We start from the raw sequence: 21,207 nt of genomic DNA, 5'->3' as shown, positions 1-21,207 counted from the left end.
GAGACCCGATAATTCAGAAACGCTCGCAGACACCGGCACCACCCCCGGGAGCAGTACGCAGAAGCCTACGCCGAGCAGCTAAGACAACGGCATTGCGTCTAAAGGCTGTCCCGTATGGGGCGGGAGTTATCCGGTGAGGGCCATGTTGTGGAGGCGTGCGATGCCGAGGATGGCCTGGTGAACGCCGCTGCCCTTGAGGCGGCAGTCCCGCAGGATCTTCCAGTTCTTCAGCCGGGACAGGGCGTGCTCGACGCGGGCGCGGGCCTTGCGGTGCACCTTGTTCTCGACTTCCTGCTGCGGGCTCAGGGCTTGTTGACCGCGTCGACGGCGGTGAGGGATGAGCAGGCTGGTGCCCTGGTAGCCGCCATCGGCGATCACGGGGACGCCGCGGCAGGCGATGTCGACGCCGGATTCGGTGAAGGCCCGGCAGTCGTTGCGGCTGCCGGGCAGGGGTTCGCCGACGGCCACGGCCAGGCGGCTGTTGGCGTCGATGACGACCTGCAGGTTCGTCGAGTACCGGTAGTTCTTGCTGGAGGCGGCGATGCTGCGGTCCCGGGTGGGGACCAGGGTGCCGTCGACGATGTAGACGGTGTCCTCGCGCTTGCGGCGGGCCGGTGAGATCGCCGGCAGCGGCGCGAGGTGGTCCAGGATCCGGTCCGCGGCCGACTTCGAGATCCCGAACAACGGGGCAACCTGCCGCAGCGTCAAGTTTGTGCGCCAGTAGGTGGCCACGAACAACACCCGGTCTTCCAGCGGCAATCGCCACGGCCGGCCCCGCTGCACATCGCCGCCACGACGTCGCACCAGCGCGACCAGCCGGTTGAACTGTGCCGGACTCAGCCCGGTGAACGGCTCGATCCACTTCGGATCATCTGCTGACATCACCCCACCGATGACCAGTCAACGCCCCAGCAACCGCATGAGTTACAGGACAACCTCTAGCGTTCGCCCATGACCTCCTCGGACGGCGCCATCGACGACAAGCCTGACGTGACCATGCGCTCCATGGACAACGCGGCCGTCGGAGTGCGTCTCAGCGAAACGCAGCCGTTCGACGAAGGCTGCGTGCAATACGTGGTCGAGGCCTGGGCTCCCGGCTTGACCGCACGCATTGACGAGGTCGTGGCCTGGATCTGGGATGCCGATCTCGCGGCCTTTATCTCCGAGCTGGCCGCAGATTTTCAGGGCTGGGAGGGCGAGCGGACCTGGAAAACGTACGACGGGGATTTGGCAGTGTCGGCCGTCTTTCGGTCCGGTGGCAGCATCGGACTGACCTGGACGTTGCGCCCCTGGCCGGACGTCGCGGGAGGATGGACCGCTTCGGTGACCACCTGGTTGGAGGCCGGAGAGCAGATGTCCTCTCTGGCGGCCGATATCCAGCACTTCTTCGCCGAGGAGTCGCAGTGATATCCGGCATGCGCATCACCTGGGCCCTGGGGGCACATGGGTGGGCGGACTGCACTGTTGAGGACCAACAGGCGAAGGCGGAGTTCACCGCGTCCTACATCACCAATGCGCCCGAGGAGTTTCTGACGGCGGCGGCCCGGCTCGTCGCCGGCGAGACGGAGACCCACGCGCAGTTCGAGGCCGAACCAACGGCCTACCGCTGGATCTTCTATCGCGAAGGCGAGGACGTCTGGGTCCGCGTGCTGGAACTGCGTCATGGCAGCGACCACGACAACAAGGGCACCGAGATCTGGTCCGCCCAGCTCTCCGTCGCCGCAGTCGCTCGAGCTGTGATCCGCTGCTTCGACGAGGTGGCTCGGTCCTACGGAGAGAGCGGCTACCGCAGCAAATGGGGCGAGCACTTCCCTCGAACCGAGCTCGAAGCCCTCAGACGCCTCTGGCACGTTCACCATCGCCGCGACGACGCATGGCCCGCAGGCGCCCGCTGCTCAGGTTGAGTAAGACGGCCCAGCCGTTGTCGTCTCACTCAACCTGGACCATTCCAGGTCACCGCCTCGCGATGGCCCACTCCTACTGAGACAGGACATTAAAACCTCGCAAGCGATCAAAGGTTAGAAAAATATCGAAGGATTTGGCAATGGGTGACGATGGAAGAAGTTTTGGACATAACGACAGAAAACCTTACAGAAAGGCCGATGTCAACTTTTTCTAATTCTTTGCCGGATGAAGTCAGGAGCAGACTCCGAAAAAAGCTGAGGGGGAATGTCCGAAACTCATGCCCGTAAGGGTGACGACATCTTGTGGCGGACCGATCATGGAGCTACGTTCGGTGCTGCGCTGGATGGCCGGGGAGTTGAGGGTTGGCCGTGGAAGAATTTCGCTGGACATCATTCATCAGGAACAGGAGATCCGTATGAACGTGAACCACGAGACCGCGCAGGACTTCGACATCGACACCCTCCTCTCTCTCGCCGAGGCTGACGAGACCCTCTCCGTCGAAGCCATCGCTCCGAACCGCCTCAACAGCAAGTACGCCCTTCTGCAGGAGTCCGGCAACAACTAACCGGCAGCCGTGCAGTTCGGTCTGATCGGCTGAAGCACGCCCCGTCCGCGCACTGACGGCCACACTCAACTCCCCATACGGCATCGAACCTTCGCGAGAGTTCACATGCGGCAGCCTCGAATACTTCTCGTCAATCCGCCTATCTGGAACGTCTATGCACCCCACCTAGCGGTTCCGCTCCTGGCTGCAGTCATGCGTCGGCACGGCTGGCAGGTATCCTCCCTTGATCTGAGCATCGAGCAAACGGACTGGCTGCTTTCCTCTGAAGGGCAGGAAGCGCTACTGCCACGGGCCGAACACCGCCTGCGCGAGATGGCCGGCAGTGAGCGACAAGCGCACGAGGAGATACTCACCGTATTCGGTGACACGGCGGCTCGCATTGACAGTGCCCGAGCGGCACTAAAGTCCCGGGACATTCTGACGGACCCGCGCGCCTTTACCGCTGCGGCCACCGTTGTACGCAATGGACTCGCTTGCGTTTCCGCTTCTTTTCCTGGTTTGAATTTCGACCTCCGAGGGAACTTCTCCTCTTTCTCTCACCGACACTCGGGTTCCGTGCTGGAGGCAGCGCGATCAGCGGATCGCAACGTGTACGGATGGGCTCTTGAGCACCGCCCAATTCCTGAGCTTGAGGACAGCGACCTGGCAGTGGTCGGGATTTCGGTGTCCGCCGATACGCAGTTGATCGCAGCCCTGACCGTAGCCCGTCACGTCAAGCGCCGGCGACCGGACGTGCACGTAGTCATGGGCGGTAACCTCACGACGCGCATGGTGAGTCGCTGGCAGGAGGAGCACCCCTTTTTCGAGTATGTGGACTCGTTCGTGTCCTACGAGGGCGAGGACGCGCTGCCCGCGCTGTGCGACCGGATCACTGGTGCCGACGACAGGGCCGTCCCCGGGCTACTGGAACGCGACGGCCGGGGTGGGCTCCTACGTACCCCAGCAGCCATGGTGGACGTGGCCGATCTCCCCACGCCGGACTTCGACGGTCTGCCGCTCGACCGATACTTTGCGCCTGGCCCCGTCCTGCCGCTTCAGGCTTCGAGAAGCTGCGCCTGGGACTGCGCCTTCTGCTCGATCCCTTTCGCCAGCAACAAGTTCCGTATCCGACGCGCCGACCAGGTCGTCCGCGACATGGCTGCTCTCGCGGACAAGCACGGCAGCGACACTTTCATGTTCGTCGATGAGATCATGACGCTCACGTCGTTGCGCGGGGTGTCACGGCAGCTCATCGACGGCGGTCACAGGCTTGCCTGGTACGGGGAGACACGCTTCAGCAAAGGGCTTGACGACGAGCTGGCGAGGGCACTGCGAGACTCGGGGTGTCGCCGTCTCGACCTCGGCCTCGAGTCGTACAACCAACGCGTACTGGACCTGATGCGCAAGGGCACCAAAGTCGCGGACATCGAGCCGTCGCTCCAGGCACTCTTGGGGAACAAGGTGCCTGTCCACCTCTTCTGTATGACCGGGTTTCCCGGGGAGACAGAAGAAGAGGCTCTGCGGACCCAGGAGTTCGCTGCGGAGACACTGCGTCGCTCCACGGAGGAGTTCGGCGTGCCGTACTCCACGGCCGCCAACGGGCCGTTCATCCTGGACGTGCTCTCCCCGGTGGGTGAGCGTCCCGATCTGTTCGGTGTCGAGTTGATTCCACCGGGCAAGGACGAGGACCTAGCCTTTGACCTTGACTACACGGTCGCCGAGGGTCTCACACAAGAGGATGCTGTCCGACTCACCTCCGGTGGACCGAAGACGTCCACCGGAGCCGCGTTCCACCGGGGGACCTGGATCGGTGATGCGGAGGAGTGGTCGTTCCTCTGGGCGATGGCCGAGGCAGAGCTGCCGGCGCGGCGGGTGACCGCGCCTGCTGTCTCGTACCCCGGTGTGGATGCTGTGACCATGGTGCGGTTCGCGGACGGTGTGCGTGCCCGCCCGTCGACCACCGGACGGGGCATCCTGCTGCACGTGCCGTCGAGTGATGCTCTGCTGTCGGTACCGCAGGAGTGCCATCCGTTGCTCGACGGGCGGTTCCATGCGGTAGCGGACCTCTGGGAGAGCTTCGGTTCCACCGCCATGGCCGCGACCACTCTGGTGCGGCTCGCCACTCACGGGGCCGTGACCTTCGAACCCGTCGCCGCCGCCTCCCATGCGCATCGCTTGCTCTGGTACGCCGCTCATCCTCACGAGGTGACGGACAGCCGAGCCGATGGCAGCTGCCTGCTCACCTCCCCGGAGACTGGCAATCGAGTCAGGGTCTCCGCCGCCGGCCGACTTCTCTGGTTGCTCGCGACCGACGGCGTGACGGCTGCGGATCTGGCGGCCCGCTCCCGATTGCAGGAACAGCAACTGCGCCCGCTGCTGGAGGATCTAACCAGGCATCATGTGATCGCAGTGGCCTCACTCCACCCCGACCTTCTCGAGCTGCCTCTGCCGACCGCTGCGGCACAGCGTGCCCTTTGATGGTCCACTCGAGTCCACCGAACCTGCCGCGCACGCGGCCCGAGTACAGGAGTTCCCCCTTGCCCCACCCGGTCACTGTGGCAGGCGCCGAAACGGACCGCTTTTGGAAGGAGTTCGCCTCCCGTCACTGGGAGCAGCAGCCGCTCTCCCTTCCTGCCGCCCCCGTCCAACTGGACATCGGTGACGAAGATCTGCTGCGAGCCCTGGTTCGGGCGGCCGACGGAGCCGGCCGCCCGAAGGGGTCGGGCCTTCCGAAGGTCGTCGTGACGGTGGACGGGCGGACACAGCCGATCGATACGCGGCCCTTCCTCCCGCTGCCCGAGGACCGTTGTCTGGACGATTACACCGCCCGGGTCGACAAGCGGATGCGCGAGCACGAATGGAGCGTCGCCGTATCCGGCCTGCACGCGGTCGACGCGCTGATGTGGGACCGGGCCAAACGACTGTCCGACGACGTCTACCGGTACACGGGAACACGTGTCGCCGGCCGGGTGGACATGGACACCTTCATCGGCCGGTACGCCTCCACCAACGTCGGTGTGCACGTCGACCACGCTGGGAACTTCGGTTTCACCTTGCGCGGTCGCAAGATCCTCCTCACGTGGCCGCCGGAGCGCGCCGGGGACGTCCCGCAGCACACCTCCGACTATGCGTCGGCTCGCGATTTGGCCCATGTGTTGGTCGGCGTGCCCGGTGCGCTGACCTACTTCCCCTCCGAACAACTACATGTGGGCGAGTCCCCCGACGCCGTGGCCGTCAACGTCAACATCGCCTTCTTCACCAGGAGCGATCCGGCCGCTCTCGTTCTCGGTGCCGTCGGCGGCCTTCTTGGACGGACACGCGCTGACGAGCCCGGCTCTGGCGCGCAGACCCCCGACGGCATTCCGGCCGCAGCCGCGGCCACGCTCACGGCCCTGTCGGAACTGTCCGGTGACAGCGTCGAAGACGCCGTCTGGGAGCACCACATGCGTACGGTGACTTCCGGCGGGCTGGGCCTGAGCCGACCGGCCGGATCACCCGCTCCCATAGCGCGCGACGCCCGGGTTCGGATACACGCGGACATCGTGGTGCGACAGCGGCTGCTCACCGATGGCCGCCGCGCCGTGGCCACGCAGGGGCACACCCTGAAAGTCGCCGACCACCCGCAGGTCGAGGCGGCCGTGTCCACCTTGGCCGCAGGAGACACGCTTGATCTTGCGGACTGGGAGCGTCGGGCGGACAGCGCGGCCGTACCCCTGCTTCATGCCGTGCTGTTGAGGCTGAAAAGCTGGCAGGCCATCGGTGTCGAGGCCGCCGCGTCCGCTCACGCGCACCAGACGGAGCCGCGTCGATGACCTCCTTGCGGCAGGGCAGGGCGGCGACACTGATGGTGATCGCCGCCCTGCTGGTGAGTACGGTGGGGGACGAGGTCGCCATGGTGGCGCTGGCCTTGCGCGGTGCCGACCGCACGGGGCTGACATCGGTGGTGTCGGCCCAGATGCTCGCCGGGCTGGTTCCCGGCATCGCCCTTGGCGGCCCTATCGGACGGATCGTCGACCGCTTCCGCCCGGACGCGGTCCTGGGGGTGACTCTGGCCCTGGAATGCCTGGTCGCAGCAGCCGCCGCGGCGGTCGCCGACGGCGCGGTGCTGCTCATCGCCACCATGCTGCTGCTGGGCGCCCTCGGTGCTGTCGCCCAGACCTGTGTGATGGCACTCGTACCGCAACTGTTCCCGGCCTCCGCCGCCCAACTGCGGGTGAACAGCCTCATGGAGTCGGTGCGCAACGCGGGATACATCGTCGGCCCGTTGCTGGTGGGCCTGCTGACGGCGCGTGGCGGGACCGGGCTGGCGCTGGCGGCCGACGCGGGCACCTTTGCCTTCGCCCTGCTGGCCGTGCCGGTGATCAGCCGGTGGCTGATCGTGACGGCCCGGGAACGTGCGCGCACAGCCGATGTTTGTGACGCGGTCGCCGCCGGAGCTGACGACGCGGTCGCGAGCGGATCGCAGCCGCCAGGGAAGACGGAGGGAGGCCTGCGGGTCGGGCTTGCCCTTCTCTGGGCGGGGGCGCAGCGTCGGGCGACGCTCGCCACGATCGTGGTCACCGTCGCGGCGACCTCGGTCGTCAACGTGCTGCTGCCCTTCTTCGCCGACGACATTCCCGGGGGGACGGCTGTCTACGGCGTGTTGCTGGCAACCTGGAGTGTGGGTCTGGTGCTTGGGCCGTTCACTCTCCGGGGCCGGCTCGGTCGGCGGCCTACCTCCGTCGTCTCCGTCGGAGCTGCGACGGTCGTCGGCCTCAGCTACCTGGTGACCGGTGCCTATCCGGTCGTTCCCCTGATGCTGGCCGCCTTCCTGTGCGGCGGCATGGCCAACGCTGTACAGAACGTGGCGCTTCGTACGTATGTCATGGCCGACTGCCCAGCAGATGTCCGGGGCCGTGTCGGCGCCGCATACGGGGCGACGCTGCAGAGCTCGGTGGCCGTCGGCTTCGCCCTGGCGGGACTCGCTCCTGCCGAGGGAGCCCGCTGGGGCATCCTCGCCGGCGGCGGCGTCGCTTTCCTGGCCGGCCTGATCGGCTGGCTCCGTACGCGCGCAGTGGCCCCTTCTCCGGTGCCGGCCAAGGACGTGTCCGTAACCGCCGGTCAGGGATCGGAAAGAGGTACGCCATGAGCAGCCGACGCACCGAGCTCGATCCGGTCATCCCCCGGTTCTGCGCCCAGACAGGAGCCACGCTGCCGCTCGCCTGGGAACTCGCCTGGTCGGAGCAGCACGACGATGCCCCTGTCAGACTGACACCGCCGCCGGCTCTGCGGGCCATCGACCGCGCAACCTGGCCTCGTCGTCTGCCTGCCGGCCTCAGGCTCAGCCTGCCGCCCGGGGTGCGTATCCAGAACACGCCTGTCCCGTTCCTGCACGCAGGGGGGGCCGTGGCCGTGTTGTTCGGAACGCATCCGCCGGCCTTCGCCGAGGTACCCGAACTGGTCGGCGGCCTACTCTTGCGCGGCGCCATGGTCGCCGATATCCGCCAGGTGTGGGGGCAGCCGGAGGAAACCGTTGACCACGTTCTGGTGGGCATGATGCGATGCGGCCTGCTGAGTAACGACGTGCTGCACGCGGACCGGCAGGAGTCGCAGGGTCCGCGGATGCTGGTCCAGGAGGCATGGGTGCAGGCAGTGAAGCAGCAATCCGGTGGCCACGTCCTCGCGCACACCCCGACGGGCAACTTCCTCAAGGTCGGTGCGGCCGCACTCCAGCTGTGGCGGTGGGCAGGGCATGAGGACGGAATCGTCCTCGACCGGCTTCCCCCGAAGCTGTACGACGTGGCGGACCGGCTACTGTCCGCCGGCATGCTCCGGGCTGTCTGTGCCTGACGCCCCAACGGCATGACGGCCGAGGAGAGAACAGCCGTAGAGAGAGGACGATCGATGCACGACCCGGCCGACGAGGCGCTGAGCGCCCTTGCACGCCCCGGCATGGGAACCGAGAACGCCGGTCCTGCGCTGCGCGCACTGGCCAGGATGCTGCGTCCGCGCACCGTGGTCGAAGTGGGGGCTGGTTCCTCGACTCTGCACCTCCTCCTCGGGCTGCGCGATGCCCTTTTTGAAGCCGCCGAGGACCGAAAGATCGTGCACGGACAGGTCGCGGCGGACGAACGGGCGTCGGTGTTGCACCCGCGCTCCGTGCTCGACGACTACGCGCCGAGGCTCCTCGTCGTCGACGACTTCTCCGTACCGGGTACGTCAGCGCATCACGTGCGGGAAACCGCCTGTTCGCTCGGCCTCGACAGCATGCTCACCTTCGTCGAGCGGGACTTCTTCGACCTGGCAGACCATGAGCTCGACGCGTGGGGGCCGTTGGACCTGGTGTGGCTCGATGCCGGCACGCAGGCCGACGACGCCCGATTCCTCACGTCGCTGTGGCCGCGGGTGGCGCCTGGCGGCACCGTCGTGCTGCACGAGCCGTATCTGGCCACGACGGTCGAGACAGACGTCGGTGAAGGCGGCGTCCGGGTGGCGTGCCGGGTCGTCCCTACACCGCTGTTGCAGGAACTGCGCCGGCAGGCCGCCGTGCCCGCGAGCGAATTCGACGTGCTTGCGCTGAGCGAACCTCACAAACACCGTCAGACGGGCCTACTGCTGCTGCGCAAGCATGGTGCGGGGGAACGTGACCGAAAGGTTCCGTTTCCCGAGGAACTCAAGGCCCTGGGTGAGACCGACTCCGCCGAGCCTCCCCAGCTGGGCTCGGTCCCAGCAAAGACGTCTGTCGACACGGCAGACGCGGCGGGCGGCATCCTCGCGGCACTGGCCGATGTCACCCGGCGCACCGTCTACAGCGCCGTCGTCCTGCAAGCCGACACCACGCAAGGCATCGCAGAGCGTCTGGGGATGGCTCCCGGGCGCTGCGCGAAGTCCCTCAGCACCCTGGAACAGGCAGAGTTGGTCGTCTACACCGACAGGCGCTGGTCCGCCGTCAGCGATGTCTGGCGGCACGCTGCGCTTCGCCGCCCGCGGCCACGGCCGGCGGTTTCCATCCCCTCAAAGCACAGCAAGCGCAGAACGTTCCTCGAAGGGCTGGTACCACTCTTCGAACTGCACCGGCGTTACCCGGAAGTCGAAGTCAACGAAATTTTGCGTGAAGTCCACCCAGATGTGGCCGCGTTGCGCCGTTATCTAGTAGAAGAGCAGCTGCTTGTGCGAGCCGATGGCCGCTACTGGCGGCCATGAGCGGCCCACACATGGCCGCCAGAACCGCTCCGCTTTTAGAGGTGTCTTATGTGGTGAGACGGACGTACTGGTTACTCAGTTCTCTGACGGGGTCCGTGCCGTGATCTCCCGGGCGAACCAGTCCGCCTCCTGCGACAACTCCTCCAACCCCTCCCCCGCGATCAACTGAAGCAGGCGCAGCAGATCATGGGCTTCCTCCAGGGTGAGCATCTCCAGACGGCGTGCAGCGTCCTGGGCGGGAAGGAGACTGGTGATGTCGTGGCTCATGCTCCGATCATCAGCCGCAGCCCGCGGTCGACGGGCACGCGGGCGGGGTCATCCACCCGCATGGAGGCATGTGTAGCGACGAGGACGTCCCGCAACCCTCTGTACTCCGGCGTGCAGGTCGGGCTGCCCTGCCCACCGCCGTCCACGGTCGGCGGCATGCTCGCCGCCGCGGCCGGGGGCTGGCAGCACATCCCGGCAACCTTCCGGTTCGCCATGGCCTTCCACGCCCAGGGCCACGGCATCGACCTGGAGACCTACCACCCCCTGGATGCCAAGGGGCGTCCCACCACCCCGGTCCCCAAAGACCGCGAGTTCCTGGCCTTCCCCGCCCTGACGGCGTGGATCACCGAGCAGCCCGAGTGGTGGCAGGGCATCCTGCGCCGGCCCGTCTGGCCACTGCACCTGGGCCGCAGCCAGGACCTGGTCGGCCTGCGCCTGGCCACCGTCGAGCCGGCCCGGGACGCCGGGGAGCAGCGCGGTGCGATCGTCGAGGACGTGCCCGGCACGGCCGGGACCGCGCTGCGCCTGCCCACCGCGATCCGGCTGGACCGGACGCGCACGGTGTGGGGCACCTACCGCCACGATGCCGCCGGCACCGCCTCCAGCGTCGTGCCCGGCAGCTACCGCACCCCCGCCGGGCAGGCGGTCAGTCTGCTTCCGCCCACGCACCCCGCGACCGCGGAGGCCTAGCACCCGATGTCGTCACCACGCCCGTCATTGCCGCCCTCGGAGAAGCTGATCGTGGAAGAAGAGCGCCTACTGCGCACGATCCTGGCCAAGAGCGCCCGCAAGGGGCGATCCGCGGAGCGGTTGACGGTGCACCTGAGGGCGGCACTCGACGCGGCCGCACTGGTGGCCCGCCGCACCGGACACCTAGTGCTCTGGCCGGATAGGTTCACCGGGTTTCTACTCGTGTTGGGGCTGGGGCCGGTTGGTTGGGCGTGACAGTCGATCCAAAGCATGGAGGCGTGGTGGCGGAGCCGGTCAAAGTCCGGAGGCTGACCGATCAGGAGGGGCAGCGGCTGCAGCAGATCGTGCGGCGGGGCAGCACCAGTTCGGTGCGGTATCGGCGCGCGATGATGCTGCTGGCCTCGGCCGGCGGGAATCGCGTGCCGGTCATCGCCCAACTCGTGCAGGCCGACGAGGACACGGTGCGCGACGTCATCCATCGCTTCAACGAGATCGGCCTGGCCGCTCTGGACCCTCAGTGGGCGGGAGGCCGTCCCCGCCAACTCAGTCCTGACGACGAGGACTTTGTCGTCAGACGGCAACCACGCGTCCGGCCAAGCTCGGGCAACCGTTCACCCGCTGGTCGATCCGCAAACCCGCCGCCTACCTGCGCAAAGTCCACGGTCGAGTGATCCGTATCGGCCGCGAGGCCCTGCACTGCCTCCTCGCCCGACGTGGCGTCACCTTCCAGCGCACCAAGACGTGGAAGGAGCCCACCGACCCCCATCGTGACGCCAAGCTGGACCGCATCGAGTACGTCCTGGAGCACTTACCCGACCGTGTTTTCGCGTTCGACGAGTTCGGCCCGCTGGGGATCCGCCCCACCGGCGGGTCCTGCTGGGCCGCGCAGGACAAGCCCGACCGCATCCCGGCGACCTACCACCGCACCCATGGAGTGACCTACTTCCACGGTTGCTACTCGGTCGGCGACGACACCCTGTGGGGTATCAACCGCCGGCACAAAGGGGCCGCGAACTCCCTGGCTTCGCTCAAATCGATCCGGGCGGCCCGTCCCGACGGCGCCCCTATCCACGTGATCATGGACAACCTGTCCGCGCACAAGGGTTCGAAGATCCGCACCTGGGCGAAGAAACACAAGGTCGAGCTGTGCTTCACACCCACCAACGCCTCCTGGGCCAACCCGATAGAGGCCCACTTCGGGCCCCTGCGGCAGTTCACCCTCGCAAACTCCAACCACCCCAACCACACCGTCCAGACCCGCGCCCTGCACGCCTACCTGCGCTGGCGCAACGCCAACGCCCGCCACCCGGGCGTCCTGGCCGCCCAACGCAAGGAACGCGCCCGCATCCGCAGCGAGAAAGGCATCCGATGGGGCGGACGCCCTGCTGCGGCGTGATGGGTCGTCCGGCAAAGCCGGGCCGGTCAGACTGACGAGGTCATCTCCTTCGGGCCATAGAGGGCCGCAGTCTCACCAGTGATCAGAGCCCAGTATCGGTCACCGAAAGACCAGTGCCACCACTCGGTGGGGTAGTTCACCAGCCCCGCGGCGGTGAGCACCGAACCCAGCAGCTTCCGGTTGGCGCGGGCCTCCGTGCCGATGTTGGCCGCGTGGGTGTAACAGGCACCCTCGCTCTCCTCGGGGTCCGCGTTCATCCGGGTGCCCAGGTCCAGCTCGCCCCCTCTGCATCGGCCAGGGTGAGGTCGACGGCCGCGCCGGCGCTGTGCGGGGCGATGTCGGGCGGTGACACGTACCGGCTCGCCGCCGAGTGGATCTGCTGGGAGGACCAGTCGGAATGGACGGCCTGCAGCTGGCTGGCGTAGTCCGCGAAGTACGTGCGCTGGAGCGAGGGTGGCCGGTATCCCTCAACAAACAGCAGTCGCAAGCCCTGCGGGAGCAGCGCCTGGGCCTTCATCAGCCGCTCCAGCACACCGATCCGCAGGTACGCGAAGACATCTGCCGGATCCTGCTTGCGTGAATCGACCAGCAACCAGCCGTCTCGGCGGACGTCTACGAGATGTTCCCCGCACTCCGCGACGGGTATAGCGGCAACGTTCGGATCTGACATCAAGACGATCTCACTCATGACGCGATCATCTCGCAGGACTCACCCGGTGAAACCTTCCCGGTCACGGCACTAGTGCGAGGCTCTTGGTCAGGACATGCGTCGGCCCGCTGGTACGGGGGGGCCAGCGAGCCGACCCGTTCATGCTCGCACGCAGTGCCCTTCGTCGGAGGTCTCGAGAGCCTTGAGGTGAGGTGTCAGCTCGTTCGCTGCATTTCGACCTGCCCCGCATTGCTGGTGGCGGCGATCCCCACGTCACGAGCTCGGATCCGGCAACCCGCAGCGCGGGCAATCGCGTGATGCCCGGCGGTCTGTAGCGACGTGTCTGGAGTCGGACGGCGCGTACAACAGCGCAACAACGGACGGATCGCCTGAGTACGCGTACTCGTCTCCACTGAGGTCCTCGCCCCTACTGACGCCGCTCTGCCCTCGACACACTGACTTTTCACGCTCCCCTACGAAGAGGTCCTGATGAGCCGTCCCCTGACCTTGCGTTCCGCCACTACGGACGACCTTGGCTGGATCTACGAACTGCGGCACCGGGTCTACGCGCAGGAGTTGGGCCAGCACGCGCCCAATTCCGAGGGGCGGCTGGTCGACGGACTGGACGGCGACAACGTCTACCTGATCGCGGCCCGCGGCCCTGTCCGTGTCGGCTTCGTCAGCGTGACACCGCCCTGGGCGGGTCGGTACGGGCTCGACAAGTACCTCACCCGGGAGGAGCTGCCGCTCCTTGACGAGGCCGATGTCTTCGAGGTGCGCCTGCTCACCGTAGAGCCCGACGCGCGATCCGGTGCGGCAGCTGCCCTTCTGATGTACGCGGCACTGCGCTGGGCCGCATCCCGGGGCGGGCGGCGCGTGGTGGCGATGGGCCGCGCCGACCTGGTCAGCATGTACCGGGCGGCGGGCCTGCAACCCGTTGGCCGCACCGTGCAGAGCGGCGCGGTCGCATTCGAGGTTCTCACCGGTGAGGTAGCGGAACTGACGCAGGGCACCCTGGGCCTCCGGCATACCGCGACCCTGGCGCGACTGGCGGCCGGGGTGGACTGGCAGTTGGACGCCTCGTTCGCACCCCGGCCGGACGGCTGCGAGCACGGCGGTGCCTCGTTCACCGCGATCGGCACGGACTTCCGCACCTTGGACCGACGTCGCGAGGTGGTGGCGGCTGATGTGCTCGACGCCTGGTTCGCGCCGGCCCCGGGGACGCTCGCGGTGCTCGCGGAAGATCCCGGGTGGGTTGCCCGTACCTCCCCGCCGACCGGCGCGGAGGGCCTGCTCGCGGAGATCGCCGCCGTCCGCGGCCTGCCCGTACAGACGCTCGCAGCCGGGGCCGGCTCCTCCGACCTGATCTTCAGGGCCTTCGGCCGGTGGCTGACACCGGCGAGCCGGGTCCTGCTGATGGACCCCGGATACGGCGAGTACGCCCATGTCACCGAGCGGGTGATCGGCTGCCGCGTGGACCGGTTCAGGCTGCGGCGCGAGGAGGACTGGCGGATCGATCCGGCGCGGCTGTCGGCAGTCGTCGCCAACCAGGAGTACGACCTCGTGGTCGTGGTCAACCCGAACAACCCCACCGGCCGCCACGCGCCGGCCGCCGAGCTGCGCGCGGTGATCGCCTCCGCGCCGGTGCGGACCCGCTGGTGGATCGACGAGGCCTACCTCGGCTACGTCGATCCCGCAGAGTCGCTCGCCCCGTTCGCCGCGGCCGACCCGCGGGCAGTGGTCTGCACCTCGATGTCGAAGACGTACGCGCTGTCGGGCGTGCGCGCCGCCTACCTGGTCGCCGAGCCGGAAACGGCGGCGGAGATACGCCAGTGGACACCGCCCTGGACGGTCGGGCTGCCGGCCCAGCTCGCCGCCGTGGCAGCGCTGCGCGACCCGGGCTACTACGCCGACCGGCTGGCGCACACACACCGGCTGCGCCGACAACTCGCCGCGGATCTGGCCGGGGTGGACGCCTCCGTCCTGGTTGAGGAATCAGTGGCGAACTTCCTCACCCTGACCCTGCCGACGGGCGGGCCGAGCGCCGCCGCACTGGTCGCACAGTGCCGACGCCACGACGTGTATCTGCGCGACCTCTCCCCGCTCTCCACCGCCTACGAGGAGCGCACCGTGCGCGTCGCGGTCCGCGACCGTGCGGAGAACGCGCGCATCGTCGCCGCTTACCGGGCTGCCCTCACCGCCCTGCGCACCACCCCCGCCACCCCCGCCACCCCGCTCGGAACCGCCCGTGCCGCCGAAGTCGCCAGATGACGGGGGTGGCCTCACTGGCACCATGGCTGGGCGGTGCGTTGGTGGTGAGCGGCGTGGCGGTAGGAGTGTCCCGGCACCGCGAGTTGCTCATCCGGTGGTGTGCGTGGGCCCTCGGTATGCCCGTGGTGACCGCCGCGTTCTGGTGGGGGCGCCCCGGTATCGCCCTGCTCGCCGGCATCGTCGCGGTAGTCGCGGTGCTGGAGTTCGGCGCACTGACCCGCCTGCCCCGCGCCGAGCGGGCGGTGCTCGCCACCGCCGTGCCGGGCCTGATCCTTGCCGCTGCCTGGGCGCCGGACCAGCTCTGGCGGGTGGGCGCCGTCGGTGCGCTCGCGCTGGCCGCCGTACCGCTCGTGGCCGGCGACGCCGAACAGGGCCTGCACCGGCTCACCACCAGCCTGCTCGGACTCATCTGGCTCAGCACACTGGCGGCACTGGCACCGCTCGGGACCGTGGCGCTGGCACTGTTCGCGGCGGTATCCGTGGCCGACGTGGTGGCCTTCTTCGCCGGCCAACGCCTCGGCGGGCCCCACCTGTCACCGCTGTCCCCAGCCAAACGGTGGAGTGGAACACTATGCGGCGCTGCGGCGGGACTGAGCGTACTCGCCCTGCTCTCCGCGTGGACCTGGCCCGCAGCGATCGCCGTCACCGTGGGCGGCCCAGCCGGCGACCTGCTGGAGTCCCTGGTCAAACGCGGCGCCGGCGCCAAGGACTCAGGGCAGTGGCTCGCAGGATCCGGAGGACTCCTCGACCGCATCGATTCGCTGATAGGAGCGGTGGTGATGATGACTCTGCTGGGATGAGACTGCCGAGGCGGACGTGCTGGGACACTCCGACACTCGCCAGCCTTGAGAGGCATGGCACGGGCCGCCGCGCGCATCCAAGTGTCAGGTCCTTATCTGGCACGCCGGTTCAGGCCAAGGTGCAGTGCTCCGCGGGACGCAGCATGCGCACTGCAGGCAACTGCGGGTGACGGTGTAGCCGGCGCCGCAAGCATGTGGAGGCTTTGGCGTTGAACCCGGCTGATGGGGCGGCAGCCGGCGCACCCATCGTACAGGCGCAGCGTTTCCTTCAGCTGGCGCACCCGGTCGGCGTGCGCGCTGTGCCCGCGGCGAGCCCGGCTGGCGTAGGCGGTCTCGTCCAGGGCGGGGTGGCCGTCATGGTGGGGGCACGTGCCAGGAGGGTGCCGCGCAGCATCTGCCAGGCGAATGCGGGTGCGTTGGCGCTGGCGCTGGCGAGGGCTGGCTGCGTAGTTCTCGATGAGTGCCGTTTGTCGATGGGTTCGGATGTCATTCATGGGCCGGTGGGTCTGTGAATGTCTGTGAGTTTCGGGTTCTGGCACAGATCTTGGGGCGCCGTCGCGGAGCGTTACCTCGATGTTCGATTGTGGGGAGTCGGGTTCGCGTGAGGCCGCGTACGCCGTGTCGTCCGGTGGTCAGAACTGACGCTCCCTCAGGTGTCTGCCAAGAGCTGCTGCCGTCGGTTGCGGGCGGTGATGGTGCTGGTCATGCTCACCGATGCATCGTTCTGGGACTCGCTGGTGTTCGACGGGATCGACGATGTGGAGGTCGAGGCGGTTACGGCCGCGTTCGGCGCGGTCGAGGTGATGGCGAGAGGCCGCACAGCTGGGGCTACATGTCCGGACTGTGGCCGCTTCTCAGACCGAGTCCACGACCGTTACCAGCGCAGGCTGAGGGACCTTCCGCTCGCTGAGCAGAGCTTTGGGATCCGGCTGACGGTTCGGCGCTTCATCTGTGGAGCCGGGGACTGCCCGCGCCGGACGTTCACTGAGCCGTTCTCCCGGCTGGCCGCCCCGCACGCACGGTTCACCACGCGACTCAACCACGCCCTGGAGCGAGTGGGGCTCGCCCTGGCCGGACGGGCCGGCGCCCGGCTGGCGGCCCGGCTGAACTTCGGCGCGAGAAGGATGACCTTGTTACGCAGGGTCATGGCACTGCCCGATCCGCGGTTCAACACGCCGCGGGTGCTGGGTGTGGACGACTTCGCGATCCGTCGCGGCCAGACCTACTCCACCGTCTTGACCAGCGTCGAAGACCATCGCGTGGTCGATGTGCTCCCGACACGTGAAGCCGGGCCGCTGGCCGCCTGGCTGACCCGCCACCCCGGTGTAGAGGTCATCTGCCGGGACCGGGCTGACGCCTACGCCGAGGGCGCCCGGCGCGGTGCCCCCGACGCTCTGCAGGTCGCCCACCGGTTTCATTTGTGGCAGGGCCTCGGCCGGGCCGTGGAGACCTGTGTCGCCGCCCATCTCGACTGCCTGCGCAACCCTTCGTCCAACGGCATGGTGCCGGTCGCCACCCGGCTGGCTTCCGGCCGGCCGCACGACGACTCGGAGCCCGTCGGCCGGCGGGCCGAGCGGAAGAAGGCAGCACACGCACTGGTCCACGAGCTGCTCGCACAAGGCCACTCGCGCCGGGCGATCGCCCGGCATCTGGGCTGGGGCCTCAACACCGTGCTCCGGTACGCGAACGCGGCACGATGGCAGGAAACCTCCACGAGAACCGGCCCCGGCCCAGCAGACTCGACCCCTACGAGCCCTACCTGGAGCGACGCTTCGCCGCAGGGTGCACCAGCGTCACCCGACTGCACGGCGAGCTGGTTGCCGAGCACGCTCCTGTCACCTACGGCATGGTCCGCGCCCACACCGCCACCTTGCGTGGGACGTCCGAGGCGCCTCCCCGGCCACCGACAGTGCGGCAAGTGACCGGCCGGCCCGCCCGGCACCCCACCACCCTGACCGAGGAAGACCGGGCCGGCCTGAAGGACGTCCTGGCCCGCTGCCCCGAACTGGACACAGCCGCCGGACATGTCCGGGACTTCGGCGAGATACTCACCGACCGCCTCGGCGCCACCCTCCCCACCTGGATCGACGCAGTCGACGCCAGCCAACTTCCCGGCCTCACCGGCTTTGCACTCCACATGCTCCGGGACCTCGACGCCGTGACAGCCGGCCTCACCCTCGACTGGAGTTCCGGCAGTATCGAGGGCGCCGTCAACCGCATCAAGAAGATCAAGCGCCAGCTCTACGGCTGAGCCGGCTTCGAACTACTTCGCAAAATGATCTTGCTGCATTAGCTCTGCGCGACGGCGTTGGTCTACCGCTGGTCGGCACGTTCGAGGTCAGAGATCGGTCGTCCAGACCCCGACAGGGTGCTCACTCGGCGGCAGCCACAGCTGCGGCTGCGACTCCCGATGCCTATCCTCAGCCTGCTCTTCCCAATGAAAGCGGTCATCCACGTCGGGCCACACAACGTGCAGCACAGGAAAAGGAGGCCTCCGATAGAACCCGATGGCCCGCCCGAAGAAGGTCCGGTACCAGCGGAGATCCACCTGCCTGAGCGCGACTTGGTGACCCTCGACGACGTCGGGATGCCTCTGGTCATCAGCCAGTACAGCGCCCGCGGCGGCCTTCGCTCCGAGCCTGTTGAGCATGCGGTGCATGGCGTGTACATCGAGCCCGAACATGGCGAGGTCAGGTGCGCCGTGAGTGTGCAAGAGGCCGATCGTGTAGGCGAATCCAGGACCGATCTCGTCCTCGGGAACCATCACGACGTGCCATCCGTGCTGCCGCACGTTCTCGATGATCGTCAAATCCATGCGGTCCGCTTCGTCTCGGTCACCGTAGTCATGGCAGAGGACGCATCGGCACTGGAACGGATCATCACTCATGCGCGGAGGTTACGAGTTGGGCGTTGGAGGGCGACGGCCGGGGTTCGTGACCACCCTCCCCAATCGAACGACACCGTCACCCTCCGCGACCGCTCCCCAAGATCTGTGCCAGAACCCCAGAGAAGGTGACACAGCCACTTTGCCGGCGCGTTCGGGCACGAGCCCAGTTTTGTCCAGCGCCGCCTTCTGCGTGGGGTCGATGACGAGCTGCCAGCGCATCTTCGTGGCGACCCAGTCGGTGTGGAGGCGCCGGAGGCCCAGGCCTCGGCGAGGGGGACCAGGTGATCGACGTCGAGCCGGTGCCTGTCGTCGAGGCAGAGGTTGTCGTAGGCCGAGTGACGGCAGGACCGTGGTGTTCCACGAGGAGCCCGTCCACAGGAAGGACTGCCGCTGGCGTCCGCCCGGCCGCCTTAAGGCACGTCGTCGGCGGAGGTGAAGTCGGTGGACAGGGTCAGCTCCTCCCAGGTACCGAGGTCGCGGTCGACTGCCTTGCGTCCGGCCCGGACCAGACGCAGGGCGTCGGACCCGAGGACGAGGTGGGCCGGCGGGTTCGGTGCGTCGAGGATGTGCAGGAGGGCTGCGGCGGCCTTGGCGGGGTTGCCGAGCTGGTTGCCGCTGGCGCTCTGGCGGGCGGCACGGATGGGCTCGAACATCTCGTCGTAGTCAGGGATGGTGCGCGGCGTACGGACCATGGAACGGCCGGCCCAGTCGGTGCGGAAGGAACCGGGTTCGATGGCGGTGACGTGGATCCCGAAGGCGGCGATTTCCTTGCCGACGGCTTCGAGGATGCCTTCCAGGGCGTACTTGCTGCCGCAATAGGCGGAGACGCCGGGGAAGGAGGCAAGTCCGCCCATGGAGGTGACGGCCAGGACGTGTCCGCGCCTGCGTTCGCGCATGAACGGCAGGACGGCCTGGATGGTGGCGGCGGCGCCGAAGACGTTGACGTCGAACTGGGCGCGCAGGTCGGACAGGGGCGTCTCCTCGAAGGTGCCTTCCAGGCCGTATCCGGCGTTCGCGATCAGCACGTCGACGGGCCCGACTGAGCGTTCCACCTCGTCGACCACGGCGAGGACCGCGGCGTCGTCGGTGACGTCCAGGAGTCGGGCATGGGCGCGCTCGGGGTGCAGGGCGGTGAACGCCTGCGCGTCGGCGTCCTTGCGGACGGTGCCGACGACGCAGTGGCCGGCGGCCAGGGCGGCGGTGGCGAAGGCCCGGCCGAGACCGCTGCTGACGCCGGTGATCAGAATGGTTTTGGTGGTGGCTGTCATGCCTGGGTCTCCTTATACAGAACGAGGTGCTCGTGGAAGAGCACGCCGTCGCGGATGTCGCCAGTGGCGGTGAAGCCGGTGTCGTCGACGTAGAAGAGGTAGCTGCCGGTCACGGTGTAGCGGCCGGTGTAGGCACTGCGGCGGGTCCCGCGGGCCTCGTCGTACCGCCCGTCGGCACGCAACTCCTGCCGGATGTGCCCGTCCGCGGTCACCCACATCCCGACCACGTCCACATCACTGTCCCCTCGCCCGGCGGCTTCCTGCGGCGGGGCCGAGTGCTTTCTCACCATGTGCTCCTTCTCGACTCGCGGGTGCTGATCACCAGCCTGCGCGGACCGCGGAAGGGCATCCAGGACGAGTCGTGCCTGGGTAGGGCACACCCAGGCACCAGGGGTGGGGTGCGGCTTAGCCTGGAGGGGTGACCAGCAACGATCTCGGAGATTTCCTGCGCGCTCACCGCGCCCGCCTGCGACCCGATGACGTCGGGCTCGCCTCCTACGGTGCGCGCCGGGTGGCGGGGCTGCGGCGCGAAGAGGTCGCCGTCCTGGCTGGCATGAACAGCGACTACTACGCGCGCCTCGAACAGGGCCGCGAGCGCAGCCCTTCCCCGCAGATCCTCGAAGCGATCAGCAGCGCGCTGCGGATGGACGACCATGCGCGCGAGCACATGTTCCGGCTGGCCGGCACCGCACCGGAAGGTGAGCGGCCCCAGCCGAGAGAAACAGTCAACCCCGCGCTGCGGCAGCTGCTGGACGGATACCCGGGCGCCGCGGCGTTCGTGCTGAACCCGGCCAACGACTTCCTGGCCTCGAACGCGCTGGCCGACGCACTGTTCTCCCCGTTCGAGCGCATGGACAACATGGCCCGCATGACGTTCCTCGACCCCGCCGCGCGCAGCTTTTTCACCCAGTGGGGGCGGGCTGCGGAGGCGGTCGTTGCCGGACTGCGTCACGCCACGGGCCTGGACCCGCACTACCGGCGCCTGCACGACCTGGTCGCCTCCCTGAGCGACGAGAGCGACGAATTCGCCGCTCTGTGGTCCTCGCACGCCGTCCACGGGAAGAGCCGGGACGCCAAGGACCTCCTCCACCCCGATGTCGGACCGCTCGCCCTGACCTACCAGACCTTCGACGTCCGCGGAGCGCCGGGCCAGCAGCTGGTGATCTACCACGCCGAGCCGTCAAGCCTCAGCGGTCAGGCACTGTCCCTGCTCGGCAGCCTCCACGCCACCGACCGCCAGCAATCCGCCACCGAGCACTAGTGTCCCGCGTCGGAGATCCGTCGTTAGTTTGTGTATGACTGCTTCTGCGGATGTGCCGGTGCCTCGTCGTGGTCCGAAGTTGGAACC

General features: G+C 68.0%; 19 protein-coding genes and 2 pseudogenes. 15 read left to right on the top strand and 6 right to left on the bottom strand.

From position 1 onward, the window contains the following. Positions 1 to 126 precede the first annotated feature (126 nt). Positions 127 to 894: a transposase gene (locus ACIREE_RS41535; protein ID WP_404164634.1), complete on the bottom strand. Its 768-nt coding sequence runs from the start codon at positions 892 to 894 to the stop codon at positions 127 to 129. A gap of 57 nt (positions 895 to 951) precedes the next feature. Here ACIREE_RS41535 and ACIREE_RS41530 point away from each other — a divergent pair, with 57 nt between their 5' ends. From ACIREE_RS41530 to ACIREE_RS41495, 8 genes are all read left to right on the top strand, one after another. Next, entirely contained in the window at positions 952 to 1,407 is a 456-nt protein-coding gene (locus tag ACIREE_RS41530) for a DUF6228 family protein (RefSeq protein WP_404164630.1), read from the top strand. Positions 1,408 to 1,415: 8 nt separating this feature from the next. Beyond that, positions 1,416 to 1,904 (top strand): hypothetical protein, encoded by a 489-nt coding sequence (locus tag ACIREE_RS41525; protein WP_404164628.1) that lies wholly within the window; start codon positions 1,416 to 1,418, stop codon positions 1,902 to 1,904. A 317-nt stretch (positions 1,905 to 2,221) separates the two neighbouring features. Further along, positions 2,222 to 2,470, top strand: coding sequence for a hypothetical protein (locus tag ACIREE_RS41520; protein ID WP_404164626.1), 249 nt, complete (start codon positions 2,222 to 2,224; stop codon positions 2,468 to 2,470). A gap of 555 nt (positions 2,471 to 3,025) precedes the next feature. Beyond that, entirely contained in the window at positions 3,026 to 4,927 is a 1,902-nt protein-coding gene (locus tag ACIREE_RS41515) for a B12-binding domain-containing radical SAM protein (protein WP_404164624.1), read from the top strand. 77 nt (positions 4,928 to 5,004) lie between these two features. Further along, on the top strand, positions 5,005 to 6,261 hold the full coding sequence (locus tag ACIREE_RS41510; RefSeq protein ID WP_404164623.1) for a hypothetical protein: 1,257 nt from the start codon (positions 5,005 to 5,007) through the stop codon (positions 6,259 to 6,261). Beyond that, the gene (locus ACIREE_RS41505; RefSeq protein WP_404164621.1) at positions 6,258 to 7,577 is read left to right on the top strand and encodes an MFS transporter; all 1,320 of its coding nucleotides are present in this window, start codon (positions 6,258 to 6,260) and stop codon (positions 7,575 to 7,577) included. Before ACIREE_RS41510 ends, ACIREE_RS41505 begins: the two co-directional genes overlap by 4 nt. Further along, positions 7,574 to 8,278 (top strand): hypothetical protein, encoded by a 705-nt coding sequence (locus ACIREE_RS41500; RefSeq protein ID WP_404164619.1) that lies wholly within the window; start codon positions 7,574 to 7,576, stop codon positions 8,276 to 8,278. Before ACIREE_RS41505 ends, ACIREE_RS41500 begins: the two co-directional genes overlap by 4 nt. A gap of 54 nt (positions 8,279 to 8,332) precedes the next feature. Then, complete coding sequence (locus tag ACIREE_RS41495) at positions 8,333 to 9,631, top strand: DUF2087 domain-containing protein (RefSeq protein WP_404164617.1); 1,299 nt, start codon at positions 8,333 to 8,335, stop codon at positions 9,629 to 9,631. A 75-nt stretch (positions 9,632 to 9,706) separates the two neighbouring features. On the opposite strand, the gene ACIREE_RS41490 is transcribed toward ACIREE_RS41495, so the two are convergent. After that, positions 9,707 to 9,898, bottom strand: a complete 192-nt coding sequence (locus ACIREE_RS41490) for a DUF6417 family protein (RefSeq protein ID WP_404164615.1) — start codon at positions 9,896 to 9,898, stop codon at positions 9,707 to 9,709. On the opposite strand from ACIREE_RS41490, the gene cas5 reads away from it, so the two are divergent. Further along, complete coding sequence (gene cas5 / locus ACIREE_RS41485) at positions 9,818 to 10,588, top strand: CRISPR-associated protein Cas5 (RefSeq protein ID WP_404164613.1); 771 nt, start codon at positions 9,818 to 9,820, stop codon at positions 10,586 to 10,588. The genes ACIREE_RS41490 and cas5 overlap by 81 nt on opposite strands. Before the next feature lie 281 nt (positions 10,589 to 10,869). After that, a pseudogene (locus ACIREE_RS41480) lies at positions 10,870 to 11,984 on the top strand (IS630 family transposase). 26 nt (positions 11,985 to 12,010) lie between these two features. On the opposite strand, the pseudogene ACIREE_RS41475 reads toward ACIREE_RS41480, so the two are convergent. Continuing rightward, positions 12,011 to 12,672, bottom strand: a pseudogene (locus ACIREE_RS41475) (M15 family metallopeptidase). A gap of 450 nt (positions 12,673 to 13,122) precedes the next feature. Here ACIREE_RS41475 and ACIREE_RS41470 point away from each other — a divergent pair. From ACIREE_RS41470 to ACIREE_RS41455, 4 genes are all read left to right on the top strand, one after another. Beyond that, positions 13,123 to 14,904 (top strand): aminotransferase class I/II-fold pyridoxal phosphate-dependent enzyme, encoded by a 1,782-nt coding sequence (locus ACIREE_RS41470; protein ID WP_404164611.1) that lies wholly within the window; start codon positions 13,123 to 13,125, stop codon positions 14,902 to 14,904. Further along, positions 14,901 to 15,704 (top strand): phosphatidate cytidylyltransferase, encoded by an 804-nt coding sequence (locus tag ACIREE_RS41465; RefSeq protein ID WP_404164609.1) that lies wholly within the window; start codon positions 14,901 to 14,903, stop codon positions 15,702 to 15,704. Before ACIREE_RS41470 ends, ACIREE_RS41465 begins: the two co-directional genes overlap by 4 nt. Before the next feature lie 704 nt (positions 15,705 to 16,408). Next, entirely contained in the window at positions 16,409 to 17,626 is a 1,218-nt protein-coding gene (locus tag ACIREE_RS41460; RefSeq protein ID WP_404164607.1) for an ISL3 family transposase, read from the top strand. Then, positions 17,623 to 17,955: a transposase gene (locus ACIREE_RS41455; protein ID WP_404164605.1), complete on the top strand. Its 333-nt coding sequence runs from the start codon at positions 17,623 to 17,625 to the stop codon at positions 17,953 to 17,955. Before ACIREE_RS41460 ends, ACIREE_RS41455 begins: the two co-directional genes overlap by 4 nt. An 87-nt stretch (positions 17,956 to 18,042) precedes the next feature. On the opposite strand, the gene ACIREE_RS41450 is transcribed toward ACIREE_RS41455, so the two are convergent. The 3 genes from ACIREE_RS41450 to ACIREE_RS41440 all read right to left on the bottom strand — a co-directional run bounded on the left by ACIREE_RS41450 (position 18,043) and on the right by ACIREE_RS41440 (position 20,077). Continuing rightward, a complete protein-coding gene (locus ACIREE_RS41450) occupies positions 18,043 to 18,591 on the bottom strand; it encodes a DUF4262 domain-containing protein (protein WP_404164603.1) in 549 nt (182 codons plus the stop codon). A gap of 410 nt (positions 18,592 to 19,001) precedes the next feature. Continuing rightward, positions 19,002 to 19,859, bottom strand: a complete 858-nt coding sequence (locus ACIREE_RS41445) for an oxidoreductase (protein ID WP_404164601.1) — start codon at positions 19,857 to 19,859, stop codon at positions 19,002 to 19,004. After that, positions 19,856 to 20,077, bottom strand: coding sequence for an Atu4866 domain-containing protein (locus ACIREE_RS41440; RefSeq protein WP_404164632.1), 222 nt, complete (start codon positions 20,075 to 20,077; stop codon positions 19,856 to 19,858). The genes ACIREE_RS41445 and ACIREE_RS41440 overlap by 4 nt, the downstream gene beginning before the upstream one ends. Positions 20,078 to 20,277: 200 nt before the next feature. On the opposite strand from ACIREE_RS41440, the gene ACIREE_RS41435 reads away from it, so the two are divergent. Then, on the top strand, positions 20,278 to 21,120 hold the full coding sequence (locus ACIREE_RS41435) for a helix-turn-helix transcriptional regulator (protein WP_404164599.1): 843 nt from the start codon (positions 20,278 to 20,280) through the stop codon (positions 21,118 to 21,120). The last annotated feature ends 87 nt before the right edge of the window (positions 21,121 to 21,207 follow it).

Source organism: Streptomyces sp. NPDC102467, from assembly GCF_044765445.1.
Classification (GTDB): Bacteria; Actinomycetota; Actinomycetes; order Streptomycetales; family Streptomycetaceae; genus Streptomyces.
This window is presented reverse-complemented; position numbering and strand designations above follow the sequence as displayed.

Coding starts and splice junctions, on each gene's coding strand:
- ACIREE_RS41530 (WP_404164630.1), top strand. CDS start 952: ATGACCTCCTCGGACGGCGCCATCGACGACAAGCCTGACGTGACCATG.
- ACIREE_RS41525 (WP_404164628.1), top strand. CDS start 1,416: ATGCGCATCACCTGGGCCCTGGGGGCACATGGGTGGGCGGACTGCACT.
- ACIREE_RS41520 (WP_404164626.1), top strand. CDS start 2,222: ATGGAGCTACGTTCGGTGCTGCGCTGGATGGCCGGGGAGTTGAGGGTT.
- ACIREE_RS41505 (WP_404164621.1), top strand. CDS start 6,258: ATGACCTCCTTGCGGCAGGGCAGGGCGGCGACACTGATGGTGATCGCC.
- ACIREE_RS41500 (WP_404164619.1), top strand. CDS start 7,574: ATGAGCAGCCGACGCACCGAGCTCGATCCGGTCATCCCCCGGTTCTGC.
- ACIREE_RS41495 (WP_404164617.1), top strand. CDS start 8,333: ATGCACGACCCGGCCGACGAGGCGCTGAGCGCCCTTGCACGCCCCGGC.
- cas5 (WP_404164613.1), top strand. CDS start 9,818: ATGGGCTTCCTCCAGGGTGAGCATCTCCAGACGGCGTGCAGCGTCCTG.
- ACIREE_RS41490 (WP_404164615.1), bottom strand. CDS start 9,898: ATGAGCCACGACATCACCAGTCTCCTTCCCGCCCAGGACGCTGCACGC.
- ACIREE_RS41470 (WP_404164611.1), top strand. CDS start 13,123: ATGAGCCGTCCCCTGACCTTGCGTTCCGCCACTACGGACGACCTTGGC.
- ACIREE_RS41465 (WP_404164609.1), top strand. CDS start 14,901: ATGACGGGGGTGGCCTCACTGGCACCATGGCTGGGCGGTGCGTTGGTG.
- ACIREE_RS41460 (WP_404164607.1), top strand. CDS start 16,409: ATGCTCACCGATGCATCGTTCTGGGACTCGCTGGTGTTCGACGGGATC.
- ACIREE_RS41450 (WP_404164603.1), bottom strand. CDS start 18,591: ATGAGTGATGATCCGTTCCAGTGCCGATGCGTCCTCTGCCATGACTAC.
- ACIREE_RS41445 (WP_404164601.1), bottom strand. CDS start 19,859: ATGACAGCCACCACCAAAACCATTCTGATCACCGGCGTCAGCAGCGGT.
- ACIREE_RS41440 (WP_404164632.1), bottom strand. CDS start 20,077: ATGTGGGTGACCGCGGACGGGCACATCCGGCAGGAGTTGCGTGCCGAC.